Origin of the sequence: Shewanella sp. P1-14-1, from assembly GCF_001401775.1 — a bacterium.
Lineage (GTDB): Bacteria > Pseudomonadota > Gammaproteobacteria > Enterobacterales > Shewanellaceae > Shewanella > Shewanella japonica.
In genome coordinates this window covers 1-22,550 of sequence record NZ_LKTL01000040.1, presented here as the reverse complement: position 1 = coordinate 22,550, position 22,550 = coordinate 1, and the positions used below count along the sequence as shown (strand labels likewise).

At 40.0% G+C, this 22,550-nt stretch carries 21 protein-coding genes and 1 pseudogene; 9 read left to right on the top strand and 13 right to left on the bottom strand.

The window, feature by feature from the left end; genetic code table 11:
• Positions 1–43 precede the first annotated feature (43 nt).
• From AN944_RS20045 to AN944_RS20030, 4 genes are all read right to left on the bottom strand, one after another.
• Complete coding sequence (locus AN944_RS20045) at positions 44–1,039, bottom strand: LysR family transcriptional regulator (protein ID WP_082420079.1); 996 nt, start codon at positions 1,037–1,039, stop codon at positions 44–46.
• A 126-nt stretch (positions 1,040–1,165) separates the two neighbouring features.
• Positions 1,166–2,125 (bottom strand): DUF4097 family beta strand repeat-containing protein, encoded by a 960-nt coding sequence (locus AN944_RS20040; protein WP_055026424.1) that lies wholly within the window; start codon positions 2,123–2,125, stop codon positions 1,166–1,168.
• Positions 2,122–2,715 carry a hypothetical protein gene (locus tag AN944_RS20035; protein ID WP_055026423.1) on the bottom strand — a complete coding sequence of 198 codons (594 nt, stop codon included), beginning with the start codon at positions 2,713–2,715 and terminating at the stop codon, positions 2,122–2,124. Before AN944_RS20035 ends, AN944_RS20040 begins: the two co-directional genes overlap by 4 nt.
• Positions 2,712–3,353, bottom strand: a complete 642-nt coding sequence (locus tag AN944_RS20030) for an RNA polymerase sigma factor (RefSeq protein WP_082420078.1) — start codon at positions 3,351–3,353, stop codon at positions 2,712–2,714. Before AN944_RS20030 ends, AN944_RS20035 begins: the two co-directional genes overlap by 4 nt.
• A 198-nt stretch (positions 3,354–3,551) precedes the next feature.
• Here AN944_RS20030 and AN944_RS20025 point away from each other — a divergent pair, with 198 nt between their 5' ends.
• Positions 3,552–5,417 carry a methyl-accepting chemotaxis protein gene (locus AN944_RS20025; protein WP_055026422.1) on the top strand — a complete coding sequence of 622 codons (1,866 nt, stop codon included), beginning with the start codon at positions 3,552–3,554 and terminating at the stop codon, positions 5,415–5,417.
• Between the two features lie 103 nt (positions 5,418–5,520).
• Here AN944_RS20025 and AN944_RS20020 read toward each other — a convergent pair whose 3' ends face one another.
• From AN944_RS20020 to AN944_RS20005, 4 genes are all read right to left on the bottom strand, one after another.
• Positions 5,521–7,488 carry a CRTAC1 family protein gene (locus AN944_RS20020; RefSeq protein ID WP_055026421.1) on the bottom strand — a complete coding sequence of 656 codons (1,968 nt, stop codon included), beginning with the start codon at positions 7,486–7,488 and terminating at the stop codon, positions 5,521–5,523.
• 316 nt (positions 7,489–7,804) lie between these two features.
• Positions 7,805–8,467: a ribose-5-phosphate isomerase RpiA gene (rpiA, locus tag AN944_RS20015; RefSeq protein WP_055026420.1), complete on the bottom strand. Its 663-nt coding sequence runs from the start codon at positions 8,465–8,467 to the stop codon at positions 7,805–7,807.
• 93 nt (positions 8,468–8,560) lie between these two features.
• Positions 8,561–9,385 (bottom strand): mechanosensitive ion channel family protein, encoded by an 825-nt coding sequence (locus AN944_RS20010; protein WP_055026419.1) that lies wholly within the window; start codon positions 9,383–9,385, stop codon positions 8,561–8,563.
• 11 nt (positions 9,386–9,396) lie between these two features.
• Positions 9,397–10,731 (bottom strand): ATP-binding protein, encoded by a 1,335-nt coding sequence (locus AN944_RS20005; RefSeq protein ID WP_055026418.1) that lies wholly within the window; start codon positions 10,729–10,731, stop codon positions 9,397–9,399.
• Positions 10,732–11,245: 514 nt separating this feature from the next.
• Here AN944_RS20005 and AN944_RS20000 point away from each other — a divergent pair.
• From AN944_RS20000 to AN944_RS19990, 3 genes are all read left to right on the top strand, one after another.
• A complete protein-coding gene (locus AN944_RS20000; RefSeq protein WP_055026417.1) occupies positions 11,246–12,235 on the top strand; it encodes a cytochrome-c peroxidase in 990 nt (329 codons plus the stop codon).
• A 216-nt stretch (positions 12,236–12,451) separates the two neighbouring features.
• Positions 12,452–13,114, top strand: a complete 663-nt coding sequence (locus AN944_RS19995; RefSeq protein WP_055026416.1) for a cupin domain-containing protein — start codon at positions 12,452–12,454, stop codon at positions 13,112–13,114.
• Between the two features lie 98 nt (positions 13,115–13,212).
• Entirely contained in the window at positions 13,213–13,563 is a 351-nt protein-coding gene (locus tag AN944_RS19990; RefSeq protein WP_055026415.1) for a HopJ type III effector protein, read from the top strand.
• A gap of 222 nt (positions 13,564–13,785) precedes the next feature.
• Here the strand turns inward: AN944_RS19990 and AN944_RS19985 are convergent, their stop codons facing one another.
• Positions 13,786–14,373 carry a NapC/NirT family cytochrome c gene (locus AN944_RS19985; protein ID WP_055026414.1) on the bottom strand — a complete coding sequence of 196 codons (588 nt, stop codon included), beginning with the start codon at positions 14,371–14,373 and terminating at the stop codon, positions 13,786–13,788.
• Positions 14,374–14,753: 380 nt separating this feature from the next.
• Between AN944_RS19985 and AN944_RS19980 the strand changes: the two genes are divergently transcribed.
• Positions 14,754–15,599 carry a delta-class carbonic anhydrase gene (locus tag AN944_RS19980; RefSeq protein WP_055026413.1) on the top strand — a complete coding sequence of 282 codons (846 nt, stop codon included), beginning with the start codon at positions 14,754–14,756 and terminating at the stop codon, positions 15,597–15,599.
• Between the two features lie 128 nt (positions 15,600–15,727).
• Here AN944_RS19980 and AN944_RS19975 read toward each other — a convergent pair whose 3' ends face one another.
• Both AN944_RS19975 and AN944_RS19970 read right to left on the bottom strand, forming a co-directional pair.
• On the bottom strand, positions 15,728–16,609 hold the full coding sequence (locus tag AN944_RS19975; RefSeq protein ID WP_055026412.1) for a PD40 domain-containing protein: 882 nt from the start codon (positions 16,607–16,609) through the stop codon (positions 15,728–15,730).
• Positions 16,610–17,056: 447 nt separating this feature from the next.
• A complete protein-coding gene (locus tag AN944_RS19970) occupies positions 17,057–17,968 on the bottom strand; it encodes a hypothetical protein (RefSeq protein ID WP_055026411.1) in 912 nt (303 codons plus the stop codon).
• A 366-nt stretch (positions 17,969–18,334) separates the two neighbouring features.
• On the opposite strand from AN944_RS19970, the gene AN944_RS19965 reads away from it, so the two are divergent.
• Positions 18,335–19,105 (top strand): hypothetical protein, encoded by a 771-nt coding sequence (locus AN944_RS19965; RefSeq protein ID WP_055026410.1) that lies wholly within the window; start codon positions 18,335–18,337, stop codon positions 19,103–19,105.
• Positions 19,106–19,202: 97 nt separating this feature from the next.
• Positions 19,203–19,421, top strand: a complete 219-nt coding sequence (locus AN944_RS19960) for a hypothetical protein (RefSeq protein ID WP_055026409.1) — start codon at positions 19,203–19,205, stop codon at positions 19,419–19,421.
• Between the two features lie 145 nt (positions 19,422–19,566).
• Here the strand turns inward: AN944_RS19960 and AN944_RS19955 are convergent, their stop codons facing one another.
• Positions 19,567–19,863, bottom strand: a complete 297-nt coding sequence (locus AN944_RS19955) for a hypothetical protein (RefSeq protein WP_055026408.1) — start codon at positions 19,861–19,863, stop codon at positions 19,567–19,569.
• 292 nt (positions 19,864–20,155) lie between these two features.
• The gene (locus AN944_RS19950) at positions 20,156–20,500 is read right to left on the bottom strand and encodes a TM2 domain-containing protein (protein WP_055026407.1); all 345 of its coding nucleotides are present in this window, start codon (positions 20,498–20,500) and stop codon (positions 20,156–20,158) included.
• A 285-nt stretch (positions 20,501–20,785) separates the two neighbouring features.
• On the opposite strand from AN944_RS19950, the gene AN944_RS19945 reads away from it, so the two are divergent.
• Positions 20,786–22,168: a TolC family protein gene (locus AN944_RS19945; RefSeq protein WP_055026406.1), complete on the top strand. Its 1,383-nt coding sequence runs from the start codon at positions 20,786–20,788 to the stop codon at positions 22,166–22,168.
• 1 nt (position 22,169) lies between these two features.
• A pseudogene (locus AN944_RS19940) lies at positions 22,170–22,550 on the top strand (efflux RND transporter periplasmic adaptor subunit); the annotation flags it as partial.

Here is a 22,550-nt window from a genome sequence, read left to right as displayed (position 1 = left end):
AACGGTTTGTTTCTATGGCGATAGTGATGACAAAAATTGCTATTCAGCTCGACAGGTTTCTCTCTGATAAATGTTGTTGCTTAACTATTGCCTCAATCGTGTCGAATAGCCACTGAAACAACGGTTTGTTTCTATGGCGATAGTGATGACAAAAATAGCTATTCAGCTCGACAGGTTTGTTATTGATATGAATAATTTTACTACACACTTTATCAGTATTAATGCCGTGGTATTGCGCACCTGCTGCATGAATTAAATGAGTTTGCGAAACCACACTTAATACTGAATCAGGATGCGGACTTCGATAAGCTATCTTCGGTGTTAATCCAGCATTTCTAAGATACTTTTCAACATAGGTTGTATTTTCGTTCCACCCTGTAACATGTAAAACAGCTAGTGGATAATCGGCAAATGATTGTTCGTTAATGACATGCCTCGCCAAAGGATGTTGCTTGTTTAAATAAGCTTTGGCAAATAACTTTGGTAATGTCCTAACTGTCATTTCTTTGGAAAAATCAGGTTCAACCATTGTGACGGCGATATCTTGCTTACCTGATAGTAACTCTTGCTCTGTGTTACTACTCCACACCGAAACCACTAATTCAATTTTTGGTGCTAATTGATGCAAGGCTAAAAATAATTGGTCACTAATTAACCCTATGAGAGCAGGGTGCAGAGTGACATTAATTTTACCCGTGAGCGCCTTAAGCTCAAACTCTTCCATGTGGTTAATAATATCGGTCAGCTCTTGCCAAGTATTAGGCAACTTTTGCGCTAAATAATGGGCTTTATCGGTTGCAGTTAAGCCGTGTCTGGTTTTAACAAATATGGGGTCGTTAAAAGCATCACGTAATTTCTGTAATGCTCTACTCACAGCAGGTTGGCTAATGTGGAGCCTTTCGGCTGCTTTATGGGTGTTTAGCTCTTCATATAAAATGAAAAAAACATTGATCAAATTAAGATCGAGAGCTTCAAATGGCGTTTTATTCATTAAATTTAATAGCAATGCCGAAACAAGGTGTATTAAGTGTATTGCCATTGAGCTTAAATGTCGAAAGTGAGTATCTTATTGGGTTGATACTTCAAAGACTGCTAAATATTTATAAAGGCGACTGACTTTAATCCGCTTCAATGAAATTAAAGTCGGTCTCCTTTATGTTGGTGACTATTTCTCTAAGCTGACTTTGCCACTCACAGTGCTTGCGTTAAAGCTGCCATCACCTTGTTGAGTTTTGAATTGAATTGACTCTCTTGAGGTGTATTTTGTTTTCATTGGTTTATCACTTGTTAGGCGGTTATCAATTCTCCCACCAGGGCCGCCATCAATTTCAAACGATAAGTTTGGCATCGCTGAAAACTTCACATCGATATCACCACTCACGGTATCGAATACGACTTTACTAACAACGTCACTGAGTTTGACTTCAATATCACCACTCACAGTAACAATTTTGACTTTTTGCGCTGAGGTAAAGCTACCTTCAATATCGCCAGAGACTTGGTCAATTGCTAAATCTGTTACACGGTTATTTTCAGATTCAAGCTCGCCACTGACTAAGCGATACTGCACTTTGCCTTGGATATTTTTATCTTTAATGTCACCTGATACTGTTTCTAGTTCAATTTTACCGTTGAGCTCGTCTGCTTTAATGTCGCCAGAGACAGTATTTAGTTTGATTTCACCTTCAGTTTCTTCAACTTCCATGCTGCCGCTGACCAAAGATAACTGAATTTTTCCGCTGAGCTTTTCTACTTCGTAATCAGCAGATACACCCTCTGCTTCAAGCTTTAGATTGGTTGGAATTCGAATAACAAGATTTGAACCTTGTTTATTATTACCTCGATAACTGCTTGGTAGTTTATCTTCAATGACAATCTCATTACCTTTCTGCTCGAAGATAAAACCTTGTGACAGTTCATCTAAATGGCCCTTAACACTGATGATATCTTTATCCCAGCCCACAATTTCGACTTTGCCACGTTGCACTTTTAGCTCAACTTGAGGATTCGCTGACACGGTCATTTCACGGTCAATTTGCTCAATTGCTTGGGCCATCAACGGAGTGAGCAGCACACTGCAACCGATTACAATACGGCTAAATAGGTGATTAAGTTTGGTGTTCATATTACATTTCCTTGCGTTGATGGAGTCGAATTCGTTGGTGTGCGTTGCTGTTGTTGCAACAATTCAATTTCTCTTTTCATTACCCATAACCATAAGTCCCAGACTTGTTTGTTATTGGGATCATTTTTTAATGCTTGCTGGATTTCTTTTGATGCACGTTGAAGCTCAGTAAACCCTTTATTAAATGGGTTAATTTGATTATCAAGCTGCATACCAACAGTGAATTTATTGTCTTCAAATGAGGCCAATTGTTGCTGATGAGTCGTTGCAATTTGATCTACCAAGGCAATTAAGTCTTCAGTTGATTGGTTTGATAAAGCGTTATCAACCGTGATTGTTTCTTGTTCAGAAGTCATATTTGGCGCAGATAACTGCCAACCTAGTACCATCACAAAAGCGAGGCTTGCAGCGATAGCAAGTGTTTTCCATTGCTGCTGATCCGAGGAAGATTTATGAGTTGTTTTGCCACTGATTTGATCATCAATGCCTTGCCAAAGATCTATGCGTGGATTGATCTCAGTCGGTAGGCTTGTGAGCAACTCATCAAGTTGTTTTTCTGCTTCGGTTTGTTGTGGAGATAAATTCTTCATACCAGCATATCCTGTAACATTTGCTTTGCTCTGTGGTACTGCGCTTTGCTGGTTCCCACGGCAATATTCAACATCTCTGCTATTTCCTGGTGTTGATACCCTTCAATTGCGGATAACACAAACACCACTCTGGTTCGTTCAGGTAAGGTCAGTATTAATTTGTCTAACCTATGGTATTCATAATGGGTGCTGGTTTGCTGTTCAGCATGTTCAGTTAAGTTGCTTTCGGGTAAAAAACGATGCCAAAAACGTTGCTTAGCTTTCATGCTGTTAATGGCTTGATGCACACATAATTTATGTAACCAAGTGCTGAATTGGCTTTCACCATTAAACTGTCCTAATTTTTGCCACAGTCTGACAAAACAATCCTGACAAATTTCATCTGCATGATCGTGACTGCCACTCAAACGAAAACAAATCGCATACACTCGTCCTTGATGACGTTGATAAAGTTGCTTAAAAGCAATTTTATTCCCATCCAATGCCTGCGCCACTAACTGTTCGTCGGGTGTATTCCCGTCGATAGCAGCATTCACTTCACTCGCATTTGTTTGAAGCGTTGGTGCAATGTCAGTGATGTTATTGGTATTCAAGTTCACCGTTTTATCCGTTTGGGTGTGAGTTACTAGATTAGACATTAGCAAGTTAGCAAAAGGTTTACTGCACAATAAAATAAATTAAGTTCGTGCTATTTGAGCCGATAAATATTTATAGCGATGTTAGCTAATGTAGTTATCGCTTAATTTGATTGGGAAAATTTAGTTTGTGCAAACATTGTCTAAAGAGCAAATGTACATCTATATTTTTAATGTACCTTAAGGTTATTAGGGATTTATATGTTAATTCGTACCAAGTTAATATTGAGCGTAGTGGTGTCTTTAGTGGCTTTTACCGCAATGTTTGGCTTACAACTTTATACTAGCGAAGTGAAGTCTCGATTAGCCAGCGCAGCTAATCATGTGACCGAAATTGAGCGAGAAGTATTAAACCTGAGAGTGATTGAAAAAGATTTTTTTGCCCGTTTAGATACTAAATACATTCAAGATCACGATGATATCTACAACGACATCAATAACATCATTGCCGAACTTGAGCAGACTTTAATTGAACGTGGCTTACCTACCCAAAGCCTGTCTAGTTTTAATCAGAGTTTACGAACATATAAAGGGTTGTTTGCTGAATTGGTGACGTTACAAACTGAGATAGGCTTAACACCAAAAACTGGTTTGTATGGTGACTTAAGACAATCTGTCCATAATGTTGAAACCATATTAAAGCAGCAAAATCAAAACCTATTGTCGGTCACTATGCTGCAGCTTCGCCGAAATGAAAAAGACTTTATGCTCAGACGCACTCAAAGTTATTTAGATAGGTTTGATAAAAATATTAGCTTGTTTAAAACGCAATTAAACGCATCCACATTAGATTATCAAACAAAAAAGCAAATTACTGAATTGGTGAATGCTTATCAACGCAGTTTTGTACAACTGACAGATAAAGAAAAAGAGTTTGGCTTAAGTGCTTACGATGGCGACATGTTGATATTGCGAGAAGCGATTAAGAAAACCGCGATTGATTTATCTACGCTTCAACAGCAAACTCACCAAGAAATTAGCCAAGCTGAAAATAATGCACTCATATTAGGCGCCACTATTTTTGTGTTAATCACCCTCATTTTATGCGTATTTGCCTACCTGATTTTACGCAGTATTGTGGTGCCGATTAATGACATTAATAAAGTGATATCCGAGGTTGAGAAAAATAAAGATCTTACTTTGCGTTGTGATGAAACCAGAAATGATGAACTCGCCAGAATTGCAAAACACTTTAACGCCATGGTGCTCAGTTTTCAGACCTTAATTGAACAAGTTAATGAGTCTGTCGAAGCAATGAATATTTCCTGTGAAGAGCTGACTCAAAATGCCGTGGTGGCTTCTGATGGCGTATCAAGGCAACTCAGCGAAACCGATATGGTTGCTACAGCGATTACTGAGATGGGCGCAACGATTGAAGAAATTGCCAGCAATACTGAACAAGCAGCGCTAAAGGCTAACGAAACCAATGAACATGCACAACAAGGGTTAGTGAGTGTTGAGCAAACCATTGAAAAAATTCAAACCTTGGCAAGTCAACTTAGTGACTCGTCTGAAGTGGTTGGTGAATTAGAGCGAGACAGTGAAACGATTGGTAGTGTGCTAGATGTGATCAGAGGGATTGCAGAACAAACTAACTTACTGGCATTGAACGCAGCCATTGAAGCTGCAAGGGCAGGGGAACAAGGGCGAGGCTTTGCTGTTGTAGCTGATGAAGTCCGAAGTTTAGCCATGCGTACGCAAGAGTCCACCGAGGAAATTTCAAAAATTATTACCACACTACAATCCCGTACACATTCGATTGTGCAGTTAATGGACGCTAGTCAGCAAAAAGGAACAGACAGTGTTGAGCAAGCGGGTGGTGCTGGGCAGTTATTGCATTCTATTACTCAAGATGTGCAAACTATTTCAGATATGAGTACACAAATTGCTACCGCCATTGAAGAGCAAAGTATGGTGGCTGCAGAGGTGAATAAGAATGTGGTGATTATCCGTGATATTGCCGATGAAACAGCCAATGCAACCGAAGAAAACTCTGCAGCAACTCAAGATGTCAGGCAACGAGCAGAGGCGCTACATGAGGCGGTTAGTCTATTTAAAGTGGGCTAGGTTTGTTACTTAAAGCATGTACTATAAAACAGCTAACTCAATAACCTAAGAAGTCATTTAAGCGAGATTAATGTCTTAGCGAGATTAATATCCAAGCCTAGCTTTACTCTAGTGTTGCTAGATCAATATATTGATCAATTCGCTTTGGCGTAAACTGCTTGCTTTCACCATTTGACCAACGGATCGTCACCATATCAACGCTTTTACAATCACCTAGGCCAAATAATAAGTCACTGTTATAGGTCGCAGCATAAGCTGATGCTGTGTCACCGACAGTGCGGGTTTGAATTCGTCCACATGCCGATACAATGGCTTTAGCCCCAAAGATATCAGCCTGCTTTGAAGGTGATGTAGTGACTTTTATGCCTAAAAAGTGATTATTAGTTTGGCTATTGGTATGGTTTTCAAATAGGTGCCATTTGCCACGTTCGTTGGCAATAATTAAATCTGCATCGCCATCTCGGTCATAATCTATGACTTCCGCTCCAGCGCCTGTGGCACCAATATCTGTTGAAATGACGCCGTGGTTACTCGCTAAACTGAACGATTTTCCTTGATTATTTAAGTATAAATACTGGGTGATTTCTTTTGCCATATTACCGTAACGCATGAAAAATAAATCAGTCCAGCCATCATTATTAAAGTCGGCTGCTAAAGTACTGGTGGTTTGCTCATTGATATTAATCCTCATTGATTGAGTGACATCAACAAAGCGTCCATTACGATTTTCCAATAATTTAGCCGGTAAAGGAGGATTTAACGTTGGACTTGGCGTTGAAGTCACATTGTTAATAACCCCAGCGGTTGCTGATTGTGTTTGACTACAAACCCGCCATTTATTATCACCGACATAGCCAATATAAAGCCCTGGTTTTGAACCTTCGGGTAAGGACTTCATTTTAGCCCCTTTGACACAGAGTCCTTCTGGCCAGCCTTGAGATGCTTCTTGGGTTAATTCAATGCGGTTATTACCGCTTCTATTCCAGCTTTGACCAGTTTTTACTGCTTGAGCTTTGACGTCCAGTAATCGCTTGTCTTTACCTACAAATACATCATAGTGTGGGTAGGCCATTTGTAAATTTTCAAGTTTAAATGGCCCAGCTATCGTGAGGTCTTCTAGCTGAGAAGGTTGAAAGCGTGCAAAAAATGCGAATCTTTTGGTTTCAGGATCATAATAGGTTTCATGTTGAAACTGATGTTCTGATCGACTAATAACCCAGTCATAATCGCCATCACCATCAAAGTCTATTTGTGATATTGAACTGGCATGGCTTATCTTTTGTAATTCACCTAACGCTTCGTCTGTGGCATCTGTAAAGCTATAACCTTCACCCCCTTTGGCAAGCACAATATTTTTTCCGCCATATACAACAATATCTGATTCTCCATCTTGGTTGAAATCGGTTATTGACGATCGGTAACTTAAACGGTCACCAAAAGGAAGGTGGGCGTTAAAGGTAAATTGACCTGCACCCTTGTTGCTATAAAAATGGTTAGCGCCCGTTTTAAATTGTTCTGGCGTTGCAAATCCGGTTAAAAATAAATCTAAATTACCGTCGTTATTTGCATCTAATACTTTTACTGAGCGGCCACGGCCTTTTTCAAAGTGACTAAGCTGCTCGCCACCAGTAATTTCACGATCTCGGGTAATTTCATAATGTCTTGGTTTTCTCGGATTGCTGCCATTTCCTCCCCCTTGAGCGATAATCACTTCCACTAAACCGTCTTTATCAAAGTCAGCAATTGCAGTACCGTGCATATCTCCCTGAACTAACTCAGTAGGCGGGGAAAAATATCCACCTTCATTCCAATAGATGAAAACCTTATAGGCATGTTCAGTTAACAGAAGGTCTTGAAAACCGTTGCCATCTAAATCTCCCACAATAGCACCATCCCATTTACGTCTAGCACGTTCCTCTGCGGGTAGAACACCATGAGTTTCGCTAAATAAGGTATCGACTTTATTGTCTTTTGAAGGGGTTGAATTTTCGCTTGCACATGCTGTTAATTGACTTGCAGTGAGCAGTAGGATTAGCTGAGCGAGATTGATTGGCTTAGTGAAAGAGGGCATTATCATTACCATTAATAATCATCATATGTTTATTAATGTAACATGTTTTGTGGCGATTAACATATCAGTAACGTTTAAAGTTAACTTTAAAACCGAATGTAAAAGCGAGTAGAAACAGCAGTCAGTTTTTATTGTTATAGCGGTGTAGGTTTGATTTGAACTTGTTATAGGTTAGGGCGTTATTGCTATGACAGGTAAGTGAGTGGGTTTGTTTTTCCTTTAGATTATTGAATTATAAGTATTAAAAAGCCCAATACGGTATTGGGCTTTAGACTTTTAAAACGCTTGATACGAGATAAGCGTATTTTTAGTTTAGCTACTCAGCGGCTACAGTTTTAACACCATCTGGTGAACCAACAAGTAATACGTCAGCGCCACGGTTTGCGAACAAGCCATTAGTCACCACACCTACAATGGCGTTTAGTTGAGTTTCAAGCGCTTTAGGGTCAAGAATTTTGTAGTTATACATATCTAAAATAACGTTGCCGTTATCCGTTACTACACCTTCACGGTACACAGGGTCGCCGCCCAATTTTACTAATTCACGTGCCACATAAGAACGTGCCATAGGGATCACTTCAATTGGAAGTGGAAACTCGCCTAATACGTCAACTTGCTTAGTGTTATCGACAATACAGACAAATTTCTTTGCAACTGCCGCAACAATTTTTTCGCGTGTTAATGCTGCGCCGCCGCCTTTGATCATGTCCATGTGGGCGTTAATTTCATCAGCACCATCAACGTACACTGATAAATCAGACACGCTATTCAAATCAAATACTTCAATGCCTAATTGCTTTAGCTTTTGAGTTGACGCTTCAGAGCTAGAAACCGCACCTTGAATGTCGTGTTTCATTGTCGCTAATGCATCAATAAAGTGATTAACCGTTGAGCCAGTACCTACACCAACAATACTGTTTTCTTCAACGTACTCTAGTGCTGCCCAACCGGCGGCTTTTTTCATTTCATCTTGAGTCATATCAACATCCTAAGCTGGCTATTTTTGCAATGATAAGTAGTAAAATTGGCAAGAGTATAGCAAATGCCAAGCTGTTCAAGATATGGCAGAGATTTAATTAATGGCCTCTGCGGTCTCAGAAGTTGACATAGGATAGAATTTTTCCTGCTTAAAGGCGTTGATGACGCGCAAATTAATGTCGCTGGCAAACTTACGTTCTAAGCGAATATCCATGACATAGGCTTTGACGGTTAGCTCAATAAGGTGCTCGCCAAACTCATAGCGAGTGGCAATATTCACCGTAATAGGCTTGTCTAAAAAAGTATAAGGTGAGCATTGTGTCGCTTCTTTTGCTAATCGAGTCGCTTGTTGATGATCAACCTGTATCGGTAAAGTGAATTTAACGACAACCATTTCATCTAATGCGCCGCTATTGGCATTTGATACGGCAGTTTTAAGCGCCTCAGCGTTAGGCACCATCACAGTATTATCATCAAAAGTTCTAAGCCAAGTGACGCTCCAGTCGAGTTGAATCACTTCGCCGTAATGGCCTGATAACGTCACCATATCCCCAACACGATAGGGTGGGGTTATCATGATTATCAGCCCAGCAATCATGTTTTTAGCTGGTTCTTGGGTTGCTAAACCGAGCACAATACCAATGGAGCCAATCACTGCGAGTACCAGGTTTTCGTGCGGGTTAATGATTTCGGCAATAGTGTAGATAATGACTGTAGCCCAAATAAATAGCCTTACAAATGGGTATAAGCGGCTCCACAGTAAGCGGTATTTGGGTAATTTTACGGTTAAATGAGTCAGCAAAGTTTGCACAACCACGAGCAATAACCAAGCAAAGAAACACACCAAGGCAAAGGCGAATAACTTATCGAATGAAATAATATCTAATATGGCTTGCAGGGCTTTACGTGAGTCTTCCATGATACTAACTCCTACAGGTAGAGCTTATTGTGATTGACTAAGTGGCTGGCAATCAGTCGTGTTAAAGTGGGAGTGATAACATAATAATGTTGGGCAAAATCTTGTTTTGAATAATGCGCTTTTATCAATCCTTGGCGACATAAATACTCAAGCTTAAGTGCACTTTGCTCGATACTACAGGCAAAAATTTCAGCATGCTGAAAAATCCGTAACCCACCGTGAACGTATAATTCTGCAAGGCTAAACAGATCGTCGTCGCTGCATTGTTTTAAGCTGGTTAAATCTGGCAGGCAAAGCGGGGCTATTGTTAGCGGGTGGTTGTCGTCTTGAATCAATGCATGAAATATCAATACACAAGCCAATTTACTATGGCCTCCAGTGGCTTGGTGCAATTGTTTTGTGAGTTGCTCAAATGCTAACTTTTCAGCGTCATCATCTTGATTATCAGTAATGTGCAGTCCGATTTGTGCAATCCTGCTTTGTATTACATCGCGAAATTCTGACAGGCCAAAATAGTCGAGCTTAATGACGAACTTTACAAAATTGGTAATCGCGTACTGTGATGATAGGCGGTGCCAAACATAGGTTTCGCAACCCAGAACCCAGCAATGACGTTGTCGGGTTTCCATTAATATGGTGGCAAACGTGACTAAGGCTTGATAGTTACCCATCATTCTGAGCATTAGCTTATGCAGATCATCAATAATGATCACATGTGCAGGCTGTTTGTTTATTAAGGCTATCGCTGCGGTAATCGATGCTGGAGCATCGTTAATATTGAAACAGTAACAAAGGTTAGCAATGGTTTCTTTTGTGGTTAATGCTGCATGGTAAAAACTAAGATAAGTGATATGTACCGCTTCTGTTTGGCGAGTTGCTTGCTGGGTTAAAAACCAATGATGAAACTGATTGAGAAAAGAGCTAACACCTGAACCAGCAGGGCCTGTAACAGCAGTTAACTCGCCTTTATTTTGCTGCCAACGAGTAACTGAGTCGGTTAATTGAATAAATTGATGTTCGCGACCAATAAAGCGAGTGTGCTCGGATAATGGCGATATATCGACTTGTTGTTTTATCTTATGTTTAGCATTTTTTGCTTCAGGTAGCGCCGCTACGTCTTTATCGGCTGCATGAGAATCTTTAGCTAGATCAGCTTTTATAGGGTTATACAGTAAGGTTTTTTCCACTGTCGCCTTTGGATGGTGGTGGGGGTAAATTCTAGCGATATCCTTCAGTGACAACTTTCCTTCAGCACTTTCTGCATCAGCAATAATAGCAGGCTGACCCATTAACAGGGCTTTCAGTTTGGTCCAAGCCTGGGTGATTTGTGGTAGTTGCACATCCATTTTACGTTTTACCTCGTCACGCTTAATAAAAGCGAGTTATTCCATTTATTTAGTCCCTAAATACTTCTTAACTCTAGCATAGTTGTTTCATTAAAGTGGCTAATATGCTGAAAGCAAAATGCACAATGATGTTGTTTTTCGTTGAGCTATGCTGGTGGAGTTAACGCTGGAAAACCGTCTTTAACAAGCTTGATTGGGGCGGAAATTGGAAAGGCTGGGCGTATTTGCGCTGTAAGTTAGAAGATAATTGTCATAACTGGGGCTAAATGAGTCGCTTTTTTGATATAAATTAGTGTGATCTCATTCCATTCTAATCGAGATTTTAAGCCTAATTAGCAATGCTAATCAATTTAGTTGTTAACCTACCTTATTTGCTAAAAATAACAGTGATTTAAGTCTCGTTTTTATTATCCAAATCTGCGATAGACTCAATCGGATTTTGTCATTTTATCTCTTAAAAAAGCGAGGATAAGATAGCTGCAATTAAACCACATACTTTAAAAGGTTATTCGTTATGTTCAAGCTAACCTCTGTTGCTTTTATTATTGCTTCAATTTGTTCAATTTCTACAGCTCAAGCAAGTGAGCCAATTGAGGTGATTAAACCTGCTGTTATCACCGAACCTGAAAAAGTAGAATTAGGTAAAATGTTGTTCTTTGAACCACGTTTATCTATGTCTGGTTTTATTTCTTGTAACTCTTGCCATAACTTATCGTTAGGTGGTGTGGATGCATTGCCAACGTCTATCGGTCATGAGTGGCAAGAAGGTCCAATTAACTCGCCTACAGTATTAAATGCTGACTACATGCTAGCGCAGTTTTGGGATGGTCGTGCTGCTAACTTAAAAGAGCAAGCTGCGGGTCCTATCGATAACCCTAAAGAAATGGGTTATACCCATGAACTCGCTGTTGGTACTATTGCTTCAATGCCTGGCTATGTTGAACGTTTTAAAGCAATTTATGGTTCTGAAGAAGTTAACATCGACAGAATTACAGACGCCATTGCGGTATTTGAAAAGACGTTAGTAACACCAAACAGCCCATTTGATAAGTATTTAGAAGGCGATAAGAAAGCCATTACAGCCGACGCTCAAGCGGGTTATCAATTATTTAAAGATAAAGGCTGTGTAGCTTGTCATAACGGTCCTGCTGTTGGCGGTACTATGTACATGAAAATGGGCTTAGTTAAACCATTCCATACCGATAACCCAGCCGTTGGCCGTAAAGGCGTAACAGGTAAAGAAGCGGATAAGTTTGTCTTTAAAGTACCAACACTACGTAATATTGAGCTGACCTATCCATACTTCCACGATGGCAGTGTTTGGACACTTGAAGAAGCGGTTAACACCATGGCTGATATACAATTAGGTCAGGAAATGAGTGAAAAAGAAACCAAGCAAATGGTTGATTTCTTGAAGAGCTTAACCGGTGAACAGCCACAAATTATGTTACCGATTTTACCGCCTTCAAATGAAAATACGCCACGCCCAGTGCCGTTTAAGTAAGGAATTTTCAACTAGTTTAATCGCCTAATTGAATATTGTTGCACTCCCCCAGCAAAGCCTGTTCAACTTATTGAGCAGGCTTTTTATTTTTTATCTTATTAATCAATAAATAGTACCAAAAAGTACCTAGTGTACGGTTTTGTGCCCACTAGGTTTTATTGGCTAATCCCCCTATGATAACCCTAGAGATACAATACAAGGTTTAATAGGTTATACATGAACACTATCAATATGGATTTTAGCCAACGCGTCGTGGTAAATACTCATGAGCTGAATTGGGATAAAAGCCCAGCTAAAGGCGTTTGGCGTAAACGTTTGGCTCGCGAGGAAGCCGAGCGAGGTCATGCTACCAGTGTGGTTAAGTATGATGCTGGCGCAAGTTTTAAATCTCACCCACACCCATTAGGTGAAGAAATCTTTGTATTGTCAGGGGTATTTTCAGATGAAACTGGTGACTATCCTGCTGGCACGTATATTCGCAACCCTGAAGGTTTTAGTCATGCCCCTTTTAGCGAGCAAGGTTGTGAGTTATTAGTAAAGTTACATCAATTTTTACCAAGTGATAAAGAGCAAGTCAGAGTTGATACTCGTAATACTGATTGGCTACCTGGCCAAGGCGAATTACAGGTCATGCCGTTGCATCAACATTTAACTGAATCTACCGCTTTAGTCTTTTGGCCAGCGGGATGTCAATTTCAGCCCCACCGTCATTTTGGCGGAGAAGAAATATACGTGATTAGCGGTGAATTTATCGATGAGCATGGACGGTATCCTGCTGGAAGTTGGATTAGAAGCCCGCATTTAAGCCAGCATAATCCGTATGTTGAACAAGACACTGTTATTCTGGTTAAAGTTGGTCATTTAAACGCTGATGAATAAGAAAATGTTTCAGTTGACCTTGTTATAGCCTCCTTTTAAGCTGCAGTTAATTCAATGATGAATACAATGAAGTTAACCTACTTTATAAGGAAGCGTTAATGCATCAAGCAGAGTTAGTCCGTTTTATTAGCGGTATTGATCGCCAAGAAGAGCGCCGTTTTGAAGATACAATGGCGATCATCGACATGTATTATAAGTTTACTCCGACTGCATTTACTAATGGTCAGCAGCAAAACAGTGCAGAACAAAACTTAGGATCTTGCAAAGTGTTTTCATTTGCAATGCGACATAAATTGTCGGAATCGCAAACGCTTAAGCTTTTTGGCCAATACTACCAAGATGTGTTAGCCACGCCTCAAGGTGCGGAACATCAGAATATTCGCCAGTTTATGCAACATGGATGGGCTGGTATTCGTTTTACTGGAACGCCGCTGCTTTTGAAAAGCTAATCATAGAAAAGCTATTTACTGAAAAACTTGTTAGTTTAAAAACTAATTTTGTTGACTCATAATAGGCTTTGACTATTTAAGACTTTAACTATTTAAGGCTTTAACTATTTAAGGCTTTAACTATTTAAGAGTTTGAAAGTTATAGCCTTAATAGATTAACGTTAAAGTAACGCAAGATAATGCCAGTTATTTTATATAAGTCATTTTGACTGCTCAGCCTAGTTAAAAGCCTTCCACTCCAGCCATGTCAGGCAGATGGTGCGCAATCCCTTTATGACAATCAATACAGGTCTGCTCACCACTTTCTAAGTAGGTTGAATGCATTTTTGCTGCCCGCTCAGATTGTCGGGTGAAATCCATATAATCAAATTCATGACAATTTCTGCATTCTAATGAATTATTTGCTTTTAAACGGCGCCACTCATGTTCGGCAAGTTCACGTCGTTTAGCTTCAAACTTCTCCGGTGTATTAATCGAGCCGACAAGGTGCGCCCAAATCTCTTTAGATGCTTGCATTTTACGGGCAATTTTATCGGTCCATTTATGGGGGACATGGCAATCATGACAAGTGGCTCGCACGCCGCTACGATTGGTGTAATGAATCGTGGGCTTCATTTCTTCATAAACATTTTGATGACAGCTACTACAAAATTCCTCAGTGCTCGACATTTCAAGGGCAGTGTTAAAGGCTCCCCAGAATATGACCCCTGCAATAAATCCACCGATAACTAAAAAACCTAAACTGAAATGCACACTGGGCTTTTTAATTGTCTGCCAGACGGTGTTAAGTAACATCTTGAGTTTTTGCATGGTTTCACCCTGTTGATAATGACGGTGTCACTATATAGCTGAACGTTGAATCACGATTGAGTATAAAAGTGACTGAGATACCAACTGGTTAATACCAGTGCATGTTTACTGCTTGATGTTGTAAAGATAGCAGTAAAGTGAAAATTAACTAGGTGACATGAATGTTTTACCTAATTGATTAATCTTCATACGTTGTGAAGCTCAAAATAGATCGAGCAGTATGTTGCTAAAGTTGACCGTTTTTTGAACTTGTGACTATTATTATCTTTAATTAGTGATTGCTGAATTTGGTTGTTAGACGAGTGCTGCAGAGGCCAAAGTCTACAAATAGATGCAGAACTGACTTCGACATTTTGGTTAATTATTGAAAAGGATATTCTATGAACAACAGGTTAATTGTCACACTCGCAGCGAGTGGTTTATTGCTACATACATGTGGGGTGACAGCGGCAGTATCAGATCAGGTTATTAGCGAGCAAAGAGCAAAACTTGCAAGTCAAACTCAAGGGCAGGGATTTGGTCCGCAATCGCCAAGAGATCTCAATCAAGTCAAAGGCAATAACCCCATTCACTTTAGCGCAGCCCCAAGTTATAGCCAGATGAATCTGTGTAATATTCATTTTCATAAAAATGCAGAGCATTCAGGTGGCGAGTTTACGACTTATGCGGGTAATGGAGATGGCAAAGGGTATCAGTCAGGTTATAAATATAATGGTGTTTTAACTGACAAAGAAATGATGCAAACACGTATGGCTGTATGTCCAAGTAAAAATGGTGGGTTAAACGCAGGTGATACTATCGAGCTACATTATGTTCATTCAACTGCACAGGTCACTCCAGGTGAAAGTTTGGCTGCTTGCATGAATGAAGCCATTGCTAACCCGCAGTTGAGAGTTGAAACCCAAGTCTTTGTGCTTGTTGGGGGCGGTCAAGGTTTAGACTTTAATCAGTTGACGAAAGTTGAACAAGCACAAGGCAAATACCAAGCGATTAATATGCTCAACAATATGGGCGAACCAATTGAATATAGTGGTTCGACAACAGGGCCGGGTTATAACGAAAAAGGATCGCCATTGCAGGTTTCTTGGCGTGTTAGGCCAAAGGTGGCTAAGGTCAATATCGACTCTGTGGGCCAATGGTGTCGTGGGAATGAGTTTAAAGAAGACCATGCTCATGGCGTGAGGAATTTAGTTATTAATCCTGCTTTGTTATCAAATATTAACTAAGTTTCTGATAAAAAAATAAAATATAGCGTATTCACGCCATATGGTTAATGCGTGTGAACTGATTTTTAGCAATAATTAAGGCGCCATATGGCGCCTTAATTATTGCTAAAAATCAAAACTTGTGTTGGCTAATCAGCCATTAATGCAGATAAACGAATTTGATATAAATTGCCTTTACCGTTCTCAATACGAGTAAAAAATAAGTAGTTACCATCGGGAGAAATAATCGGCGTAAACTCATGATCTGCTGTGTTAACTTTATCGCCTAAGCTTTTAGCGACTGTCCACTCATTGCCCACGAGGTGTGATATATAAAGATCGCCTTTTCCTAAACTGTCTTGACGATCTTTTATACTGAATACGATGGTTTTTCCATCGCGTGAGACTGCTGAGTCACCAATATTACCGTTCACGCCATAAATATGGCTTGGTAAAGGTTCTGGTGTCGTAAATCCATTGCCCTTAGGCTGAGCAACAAACATATGTCGACCATTGTCCCTAAATGAAGGAAAGTAAAGCTCGCCTTTGTCTGTCAGTGATGGATATAGATCGGCGGCATCTGAATTGATATCGAGATACTCAGGTTGCTGCCATTGATCATTTTTCCACGTTGAGCGCCATATATTGACTTCTTTTGCTTCCTCTTTCTCACCCTTTAATGGCCTTTTAGACACAAAGTATAGCTGTGAGTAATCAGCACTGTAATAAGGATCGGCATCTAAGTATTCGCCTGATATCGCTAGTGGTGTAGGGGATTGCCAGTTACCTGAATCAAATGAAGACTGCATCATAGTGCAATGGCTAAAATCATCATTGCAACGGGCAAAAATGACATTATCGCCAGATTGATTAAACACGGTATTAATTTCAAAGTGCTCAGTTGTTGAAATCACCCCTGGAGCGAACTCCACGGCTTTATTGGCTGCAGCTTCATTATGATAGGCTGGATTGGCAAATACTGAGGTGGACACTATGGTTATACAAGTTGTGATTATTATTGGTTTTATCATGACTCGCCTTTGTTATTCATTTTATATAAGCAAATGTGTAGCTGAATTAGCTATTATTTTTGAGTAAGCGGATTACTTTTGGGCAAAGAGAATACAAGGCTTTGGTTTATTAATCTACATTTTTGTGAATTAAGATTCACTTTTGTTGTTGCTTTGTCGATTGTAGATGTCAGAGCATCTATTCATATTTGGGGTTGTGCCACAAAACTTGATTAGATTTTTCAGTTCTAAATAGCTGGTTTTTATAGGGGGCGCTTCATTGAACCTTGTTGTCGACTTGAGTCTACTTGAAATCAATTTAACCGACTTGCTCTAATTGAATTCGCTAAATCACTCTACTGAGTTGTCGATTAACTGGCATTGATCAAAAAGCGCTAGTAGCCAGAACTTCTAGCGCTTTTAATATTCATGAGCTTGGGGGATCACCTAAGCATCTGCTTACTGTGATTAAAAGGGCGCATAACGATCAAAGTTTGCTGTTGGCGTAGTCCAACGCTGTTTTGCATCGTGTTGGGTATTATTGATACCTTGCATTGGAATTTGGCCATTGTCACCGTATAACCACAATACCATATTAGTTCGTTCACCACTGATGATAGGCTGCGCTGCATGAGGTACATGACCTCGATGGATCAACGCTACGCCAGACTCGAATACTTGTTCAACTATTTTACCTGTATTGGCATCGTAAAAATTCACGCCAGATCCAGTAAAATGCTCCTCAGGCAAGTTGAGGTTGATATTCAGTGTGACGGAAGATGCATCCGAATGCATACGCAACGAGGTATCTTTATTGGGCTGATACTGAATTGAAAACCCAAATGTTTGCGTGTCGTAGCCAGTGACTTCTGGAAATAACAAGCGTGCAATAGGGCGCATGTAGTTATCTAACAGACTGCGATAAAAGTGCTGAAATTCTGGCGCTGCGAGATACCCTTCAGAGCGAGGATCTAACATTGCTCCTCCGCGGTTGAGCACTATGCCATATGGAGGTCGTAATGGGATCTCAGCATCGGCCGCTTTAGTTAAAAAATCGCGCAATATGGCAAGTTTTTCAGGCGCAAACAGCTGGAAGCTAAACACACCTGGCGCTACTTCATGCAGGAGTTCACGAACGGCTTTTTCCTTGCTGGGATCTTGCCATGCTTGAGTAACAGCCTCGCGCAGTCTGCTATCGAGCAAAGCATCATTGAGCGGTAACAGATTAGTCTGTTCGCTCGCTTCCCATTCATGCCAAGCCTCACTGAACAATTCGGTATTGTCATCCCAAAACTGCTGTACAGAAGGCGAGCGTTGAAGCATGTCTTCTCGAGAAGGTAGGCTTGTGGCGCGAGCGCGCTGTAATTGATTAGGTCGCATAATATTCATTCCTTGGGTGAATCTTTCATGAGTCCAAATCTAGTACAGTTGGTTTTTGAGATAAATATCATCAGCAATGAAACAGAATCAAGGATTTGTATATAGTTGAAAGCTGTCTTATTTAGAACTAAACGAGCCAGAAGGGAAGGAATTGTTCATGGCTAGGGTTACTCATTGAGATAATTGCTTCAATAAAACAATAAAACGTGCCCTAGGCGTTATCTATTCCTTAATTATCTGTAAACAAACTGTCATAATAGTTACCACTGTTTTTTTATGGGGATAATAATATCTGCATCGTTTTTTATCTTATGAAGAAACAGCGACGTTGATAATTAATAACAATGATACCTACAAGGACTGAATATGAAACGCTTGCTCGCCCTGATACTGCTTTGTCAGGCTCCTGTTGTTGCAGCAAATGATATGACTTCAAATGATATAGTGCATTGGCAAGATAATAGCCTGTCTTACCTTTATGGCGATAACTTTAAAGTTAACCCACAAATTCAGCAAACTATTACTTATGAGCACGCAAGAGGTTGGAATGTTGGTGACTTATTTATGTTTGTCGACTTCACTAAATATAACGGTGAAGAAGATTTCCTAAACGGTAAAAACACCTATTACGGCGAGTTTAGTCCGCGTTTTAGCTTCAGTAAAATGCTAGATAAACCCGTAGAAGCTGGCATGATTAAAGATGTCTTACTGGCAACAACTATAGAGTTTGGTGAAGGTGATGTTGAGTCATTTTTAATTGGTGCGGGGATAGATTTAGCCATTCCAGGGTTCGATTTTTTCCAACTCAATATGTACAAACGTTTGCCCGATGGGCGCGATGGTGACACTTGGCAAATTACCCCAGTTTGGAAGATGAGTTGGCCAGTTGGCGAGTCGACGATTGTGTTTGATGGCTTTATTGATTGGGTGGTTGATTCTGATGGCAGTTACGAAAAAAATGTCCATTTTAACCCGCAGCTTAAATATGATTTAGGTAAACAAATCGGCATGCGAGATAGCGCGTTATTCGTGGGTATTGAGTATGACTATTGGAAGAATAAATACGGCATTAAAAGCAGTTCAGGATTTAATACCGATCAAAGCGTGACTAATTTATTGGTGAAGTATCACTTCTAATGCTTTAATTGAACGTAATATAAGCAACTTTTCTGCTTGTAGATATGAACAATTAACAAGTGAATATATGGCTTTATTCGTTTGATAAGGAGACGTGATGAAATACTCAATGAGCGATCTCATCTACCAAGGTGAGAAAGCAGGCGTACATAACTGGAATACGGTTTCGGGTAATTCTTTTTATTGGCATCCTGATTGGTTGCATATTGCTGAAGATATGACAGGCCATAAGGCGACAGCTAAAATTGAAACCACTGCAAAAGTCGCGACTCAGCAACAAGCACAAGACACCATAGTCAAGCACCTTAATAAGTAAACAAGCCTTCATTTAAACCAAAAGCAGCCAAACTGTAGTCAGGCTGCTTTTTTATAAAACAACAAAAGTGACTTTGTTATTAAGTCGTTTGTCGCTTGCTAACGATTGAAATATTAACCACTTTGCTTCTATTTGTTTGCGGCTTTTATTTTGCTGCAATAAGTGTGGTTTTACGGTAATCAAACTGCTGATTTACTTGTTGAACTTCGCTGGCAGTAAGCTGAGCCTGATTGATTTTCTTGTCGTCAGATATAACAAACTTATTCAGTTTATAGTTAACAAAGTCTGCGACGAATACCACACCATTATCGTAGCCTGCTACAGCATTAACTTTTTGCATGGCAGTGCAGTCATTACATTCAATAACGCTATTTTCAGCTAATACGCTTCCACTGAACACACACATCACTGTGACAAGTGCCTTTAAAGGTAACTTATTCATAGACATCTCCTTTTCATTATCATGACTGATATCACTTATATATAAAATGTGATCTAAATCACATTTAGGTTATGAGAGTTACCAGGTGATGTCTAGTCTGTTGAAATAAAAAGTTAACAATAGGTTTGCTAAACTTAGCCGAAAAGAGAGATCGAATATAAACAGGTTGAGTCGTTTACTCGATAATATTGAATAGGGTTAGTCTTTATGAAAAATAGATAAACGTGGCAGAGCAGCCACGTTTATTAGAGTGATTTAAGCCAGCGCCGACAGTCGTGTAATGACTTAGATGTTAAATGTAGCTGTGATTTGGTTTACGACTGTATCGTTGCTGGAAATTAAACGGGCTCATTTTTAAGGTACGTATAGCGTCCACCCAGCCAACGACCATTGGCACCAATGTCCAACAGAATAAAAGATATACACTTCCTTTTAGGTGCTGCCCCAAGTAAAACTTATGCAGGCCAAATCCACCTAGTACAAAACCAAAGAGTATTGCGAGTTTTTGATTTTTAATACGAATATCAGGGTCTACTCCACTAAGCGCATCTAATCCTTGAGCAGCTTGGCAATGTGGACAAGTGATAATGTTCAGGTCAATATTGTTACTGCATTGAGGGCAGGTTACGTCTTGCATCACTAACTCCAATAGTCAAAATTGCTGTTGGCTTATTATGGGTACAAGTGTTCGCTGAAAGTAGGTGCATAGTTCACAGAATTAAAATAAAAGCTAAAAATACATAAAATGATACAAATATCGCCAATGGATGCATAAGGATGATGCTTTAACCGAGAGACATCACAACTCTAATGTAAAACTGTGCAAAGTTGTCCCGTGGCTATTTGAATTAAATAGTGAACTATTTAAAATCAATTACGTAACAATTCGACAAAATAATAAATGAAAATGGACTTCCCATTAATGAAAAGACGTTTTACCAAGGTCGCTGTGGCAACTTCGATAGTCATTTTATCTGCTTGCAGCTCTTCCTCATATCTGGACGAACCTTTGGTGACGCCGCAACTTCCAGCGTCTTGGCACACTGATGCTGAATCGTTAAAAGATAATCAAAGCTGGGTGACGCCGATTGCAACAGATCAATTACTCGAATTTATCAGTATTGGCCTAAATACCAACCAAGAATTGATTCAGTTAGCACTTGAAGTTGAGGTCAAAAAGCAGCAACTCAATGTCAGTGACTCCAGCTTTTGGCCAGAACTTGATTTGTCCGCTAATAGTGGTCGTAGTGGTGACAGTGATGACTCAACCAGTTTCAATAACCTGAGCTTAGACCTAAGTTATGAGTTGGATATTTGGGGCAAATTATCTGACAATGCTAGAGCCTCTAAACTCAATTTACTTACAGCGGAAGCCAATTACCAACAAGCAAGAGATGCCTTGGTAGCTGACGTCGTTATTGCATACTACAAGGTGGTAACCTCAGCTGAGTTAGTGAAGTTATTTGAACGCCGAACTGAAAATGCCAAGTTAAACTTTGAGATTATTGAGTCAGGATATTTACAGGGATTGAACGAATCTCTTGATGTCTACCTGACGCAAAATGAATATCACAGTGAAAAATCCAATCTGTTATCCCAACGAAGCCAGCATAACCAAGATATCCGAACCCTAGAAAGGTTACTGGGCGGATATCCTGCGGGTAAATTGCTCATTGATGAAAAGCTGCCATTACTGCCTCAAGGGATCAAGATTGGTGTGCCAAGTGAGTTAGTTAAACGCAAGCCAGAATTACAAGCAGCGTGGTACCAACTGTTATCTCAAGACGCCTTAGTAGCATATACCCAAAAACAACGTTATCCAGCCCTTCGATTAGGTGCTGATATTGGCACGTCCAGCAGCGATATTGCTAACTTATTGAGCGGTGATTACAGCTCGTGGTCAGTCTTTGGTGGCATTACCGCGCCGATATTTAATGCCGGTCGATTAGCGTCGCAAACTGAACAACAAAAACTGAAATTGAAGCAACAAGAGCAACAGTATCTAAGTACCTTATTTAACGCCTTCGAAGTGGTTGAAAATAACTTAGATTTAGATGCAAGTTTACAGCAACAATATCGCTCAACGTTAAAGGCTCAGGAGAATGCGCTACAAGCCGAAACTTTGTCTTTTGAGCAATATCAAAGCGGACTTGTGAGCTACACGACAGTGTTAGACGCTCAGAACCGTGCTTTTGTCGCGCAAAGCTCAGTCATCAGTTTAAAAAATCAAATCATTGCCAACCGTATTGGATTGCACCTTGCTTTAGGTGGCGATCTGGATGCGAGTGTTACAGAAGAAGAATAATATGATGAACAAGAAATACCTTATCCCTGTTGGCATAATTGCTGTAGCTGTGATTGCTATTGCGACGATTACATTTAACCCGCCTTCAACCAAACGTGGCAAGCCGATGGCAATAGCACCGATGTCGGTTGAAACATTAACGTTAACACCACAAGATTATCAAATTCAGGTGAGCAGTTTTGGTGTGGTTAAACCTAGAACCCAAAGCTCTTTGGTTACTCAAGCATCAGGGCAAATCCTGACCATTAGCCCTAATTTCCGTGAGGGTGGTTTTTTTGAAAAAGATGAAGTGCTGGTGCAACTTGATGATCGAGATTACCAAGCAGAAGTGAAAATTGCCGAAGCAGGGTTATTACTTGCAAGGCAGCAATTGCTGGAAGAG

Bases quoted from the DNA above. Each gene is read 5' to 3' on its own strand.
- AN944_RS19960 (WP_055026409.1), top strand. From the start codon at position 19,203: ATGAAATACTCAATGAGCGATCTCATCTACCAAGGTGAGAAAGCAGGC.
- AN944_RS20040 (WP_055026424.1), bottom strand. From the start codon at position 2,125: ATGAACACCAAACTTAATCACCTATTTAGCCGTATTGTAATCGGTTGC.
- AN944_RS19975 (WP_055026412.1), bottom strand. From the start codon at position 16,609: ATGATAAAACCAATAATAATCACAACTTGTATAACCATAGTGTCCACC.
- AN944_RS19995 (WP_055026416.1), top strand. From the start codon at position 12,452: ATGAACACTATCAATATGGATTTTAGCCAACGCGTCGTGGTAAATACT.
- AN944_RS19990 (WP_055026415.1), top strand. From the start codon at position 13,213: ATGCATCAAGCAGAGTTAGTCCGTTTTATTAGCGGTATTGATCGCCAA.
- AN944_RS19955 (WP_055026408.1), bottom strand. From the start codon at position 19,863: ATGAATAAGTTACCTTTAAAGGCACTTGTCACAGTGATGTGTGTGTTC.
- AN944_RS20000 (WP_055026417.1), top strand. From the start codon at position 11,246: ATGTTCAAGCTAACCTCTGTTGCTTTTATTATTGCTTCAATTTGTTCA.
- AN944_RS19950 (WP_055026407.1), bottom strand. From the start codon at position 20,500: ATGCAAGACGTAACCTGCCCTCAATGCAGTAACAATATTGACCTGAAC.
- AN944_RS20030 (WP_082420078.1), bottom strand. From the start codon at position 3,353: ATGTCTAATCTAGTAACTCACACCCAAACGGATAAAACGGTGAACTTG.
- AN944_RS20020 (WP_055026421.1), bottom strand. From the start codon at position 7,488: ATGCCCTCTTTCACTAAGCCAATCAATCTCGCTCAGCTAATCCTACTG.
- AN944_RS19970 (WP_055026411.1), bottom strand. From the start codon at position 17,968: ATGCGACCTAATCAATTACAGCGCGCTCGCGCCACAAGCCTACCTTCT.
- AN944_RS20005 (WP_055026418.1), bottom strand. From the start codon at position 10,731: ATGGATGTGCAACTACCACAAATCACCCAGGCTTGGACCAAACTGAAA.
- AN944_RS20035 (WP_055026423.1), bottom strand. From the start codon at position 2,715: ATGAAGAATTTATCTCCACAACAAACCGAAGCAGAAAAACAACTTGAT.
- AN944_RS19985 (WP_055026414.1), bottom strand. From the start codon at position 14,373: ATGCAAAAACTCAAGATGTTACTTAACACCGTCTGGCAGACAATTAAA.
- AN944_RS19980 (WP_055026413.1), top strand. From the start codon at position 14,754: ATGAACAACAGGTTAATTGTCACACTCGCAGCGAGTGGTTTATTGCTA.
- AN944_RS19945 (WP_055026406.1), top strand. From the start codon at position 20,786: ATGAAAAGACGTTTTACCAAGGTCGCTGTGGCAACTTCGATAGTCATT.
- rpiA (WP_055026420.1), bottom strand. From the start codon at position 8,467: ATGACTCAAGATGAAATGAAAAAAGCCGCCGGTTGGGCAGCACTAGAG.
- AN944_RS20025 (WP_055026422.1), top strand. From the start codon at position 3,552: ATGTTAATTCGTACCAAGTTAATATTGAGCGTAGTGGTGTCTTTAGTG.
- AN944_RS19965 (WP_055026410.1), top strand. From the start codon at position 18,335: ATGAAACGCTTGCTCGCCCTGATACTGCTTTGTCAGGCTCCTGTTGTT.
- AN944_RS20045 (WP_082420079.1), bottom strand. From the start codon at position 1,039: ATGGCAATACACTTAATACACCTTGTTTCGGCATTGCTATTAAATTTA.
- AN944_RS20010 (WP_055026419.1), bottom strand. From the start codon at position 9,385: ATGGAAGACTCACGTAAAGCCCTGCAAGCCATATTAGATATTATTTCA.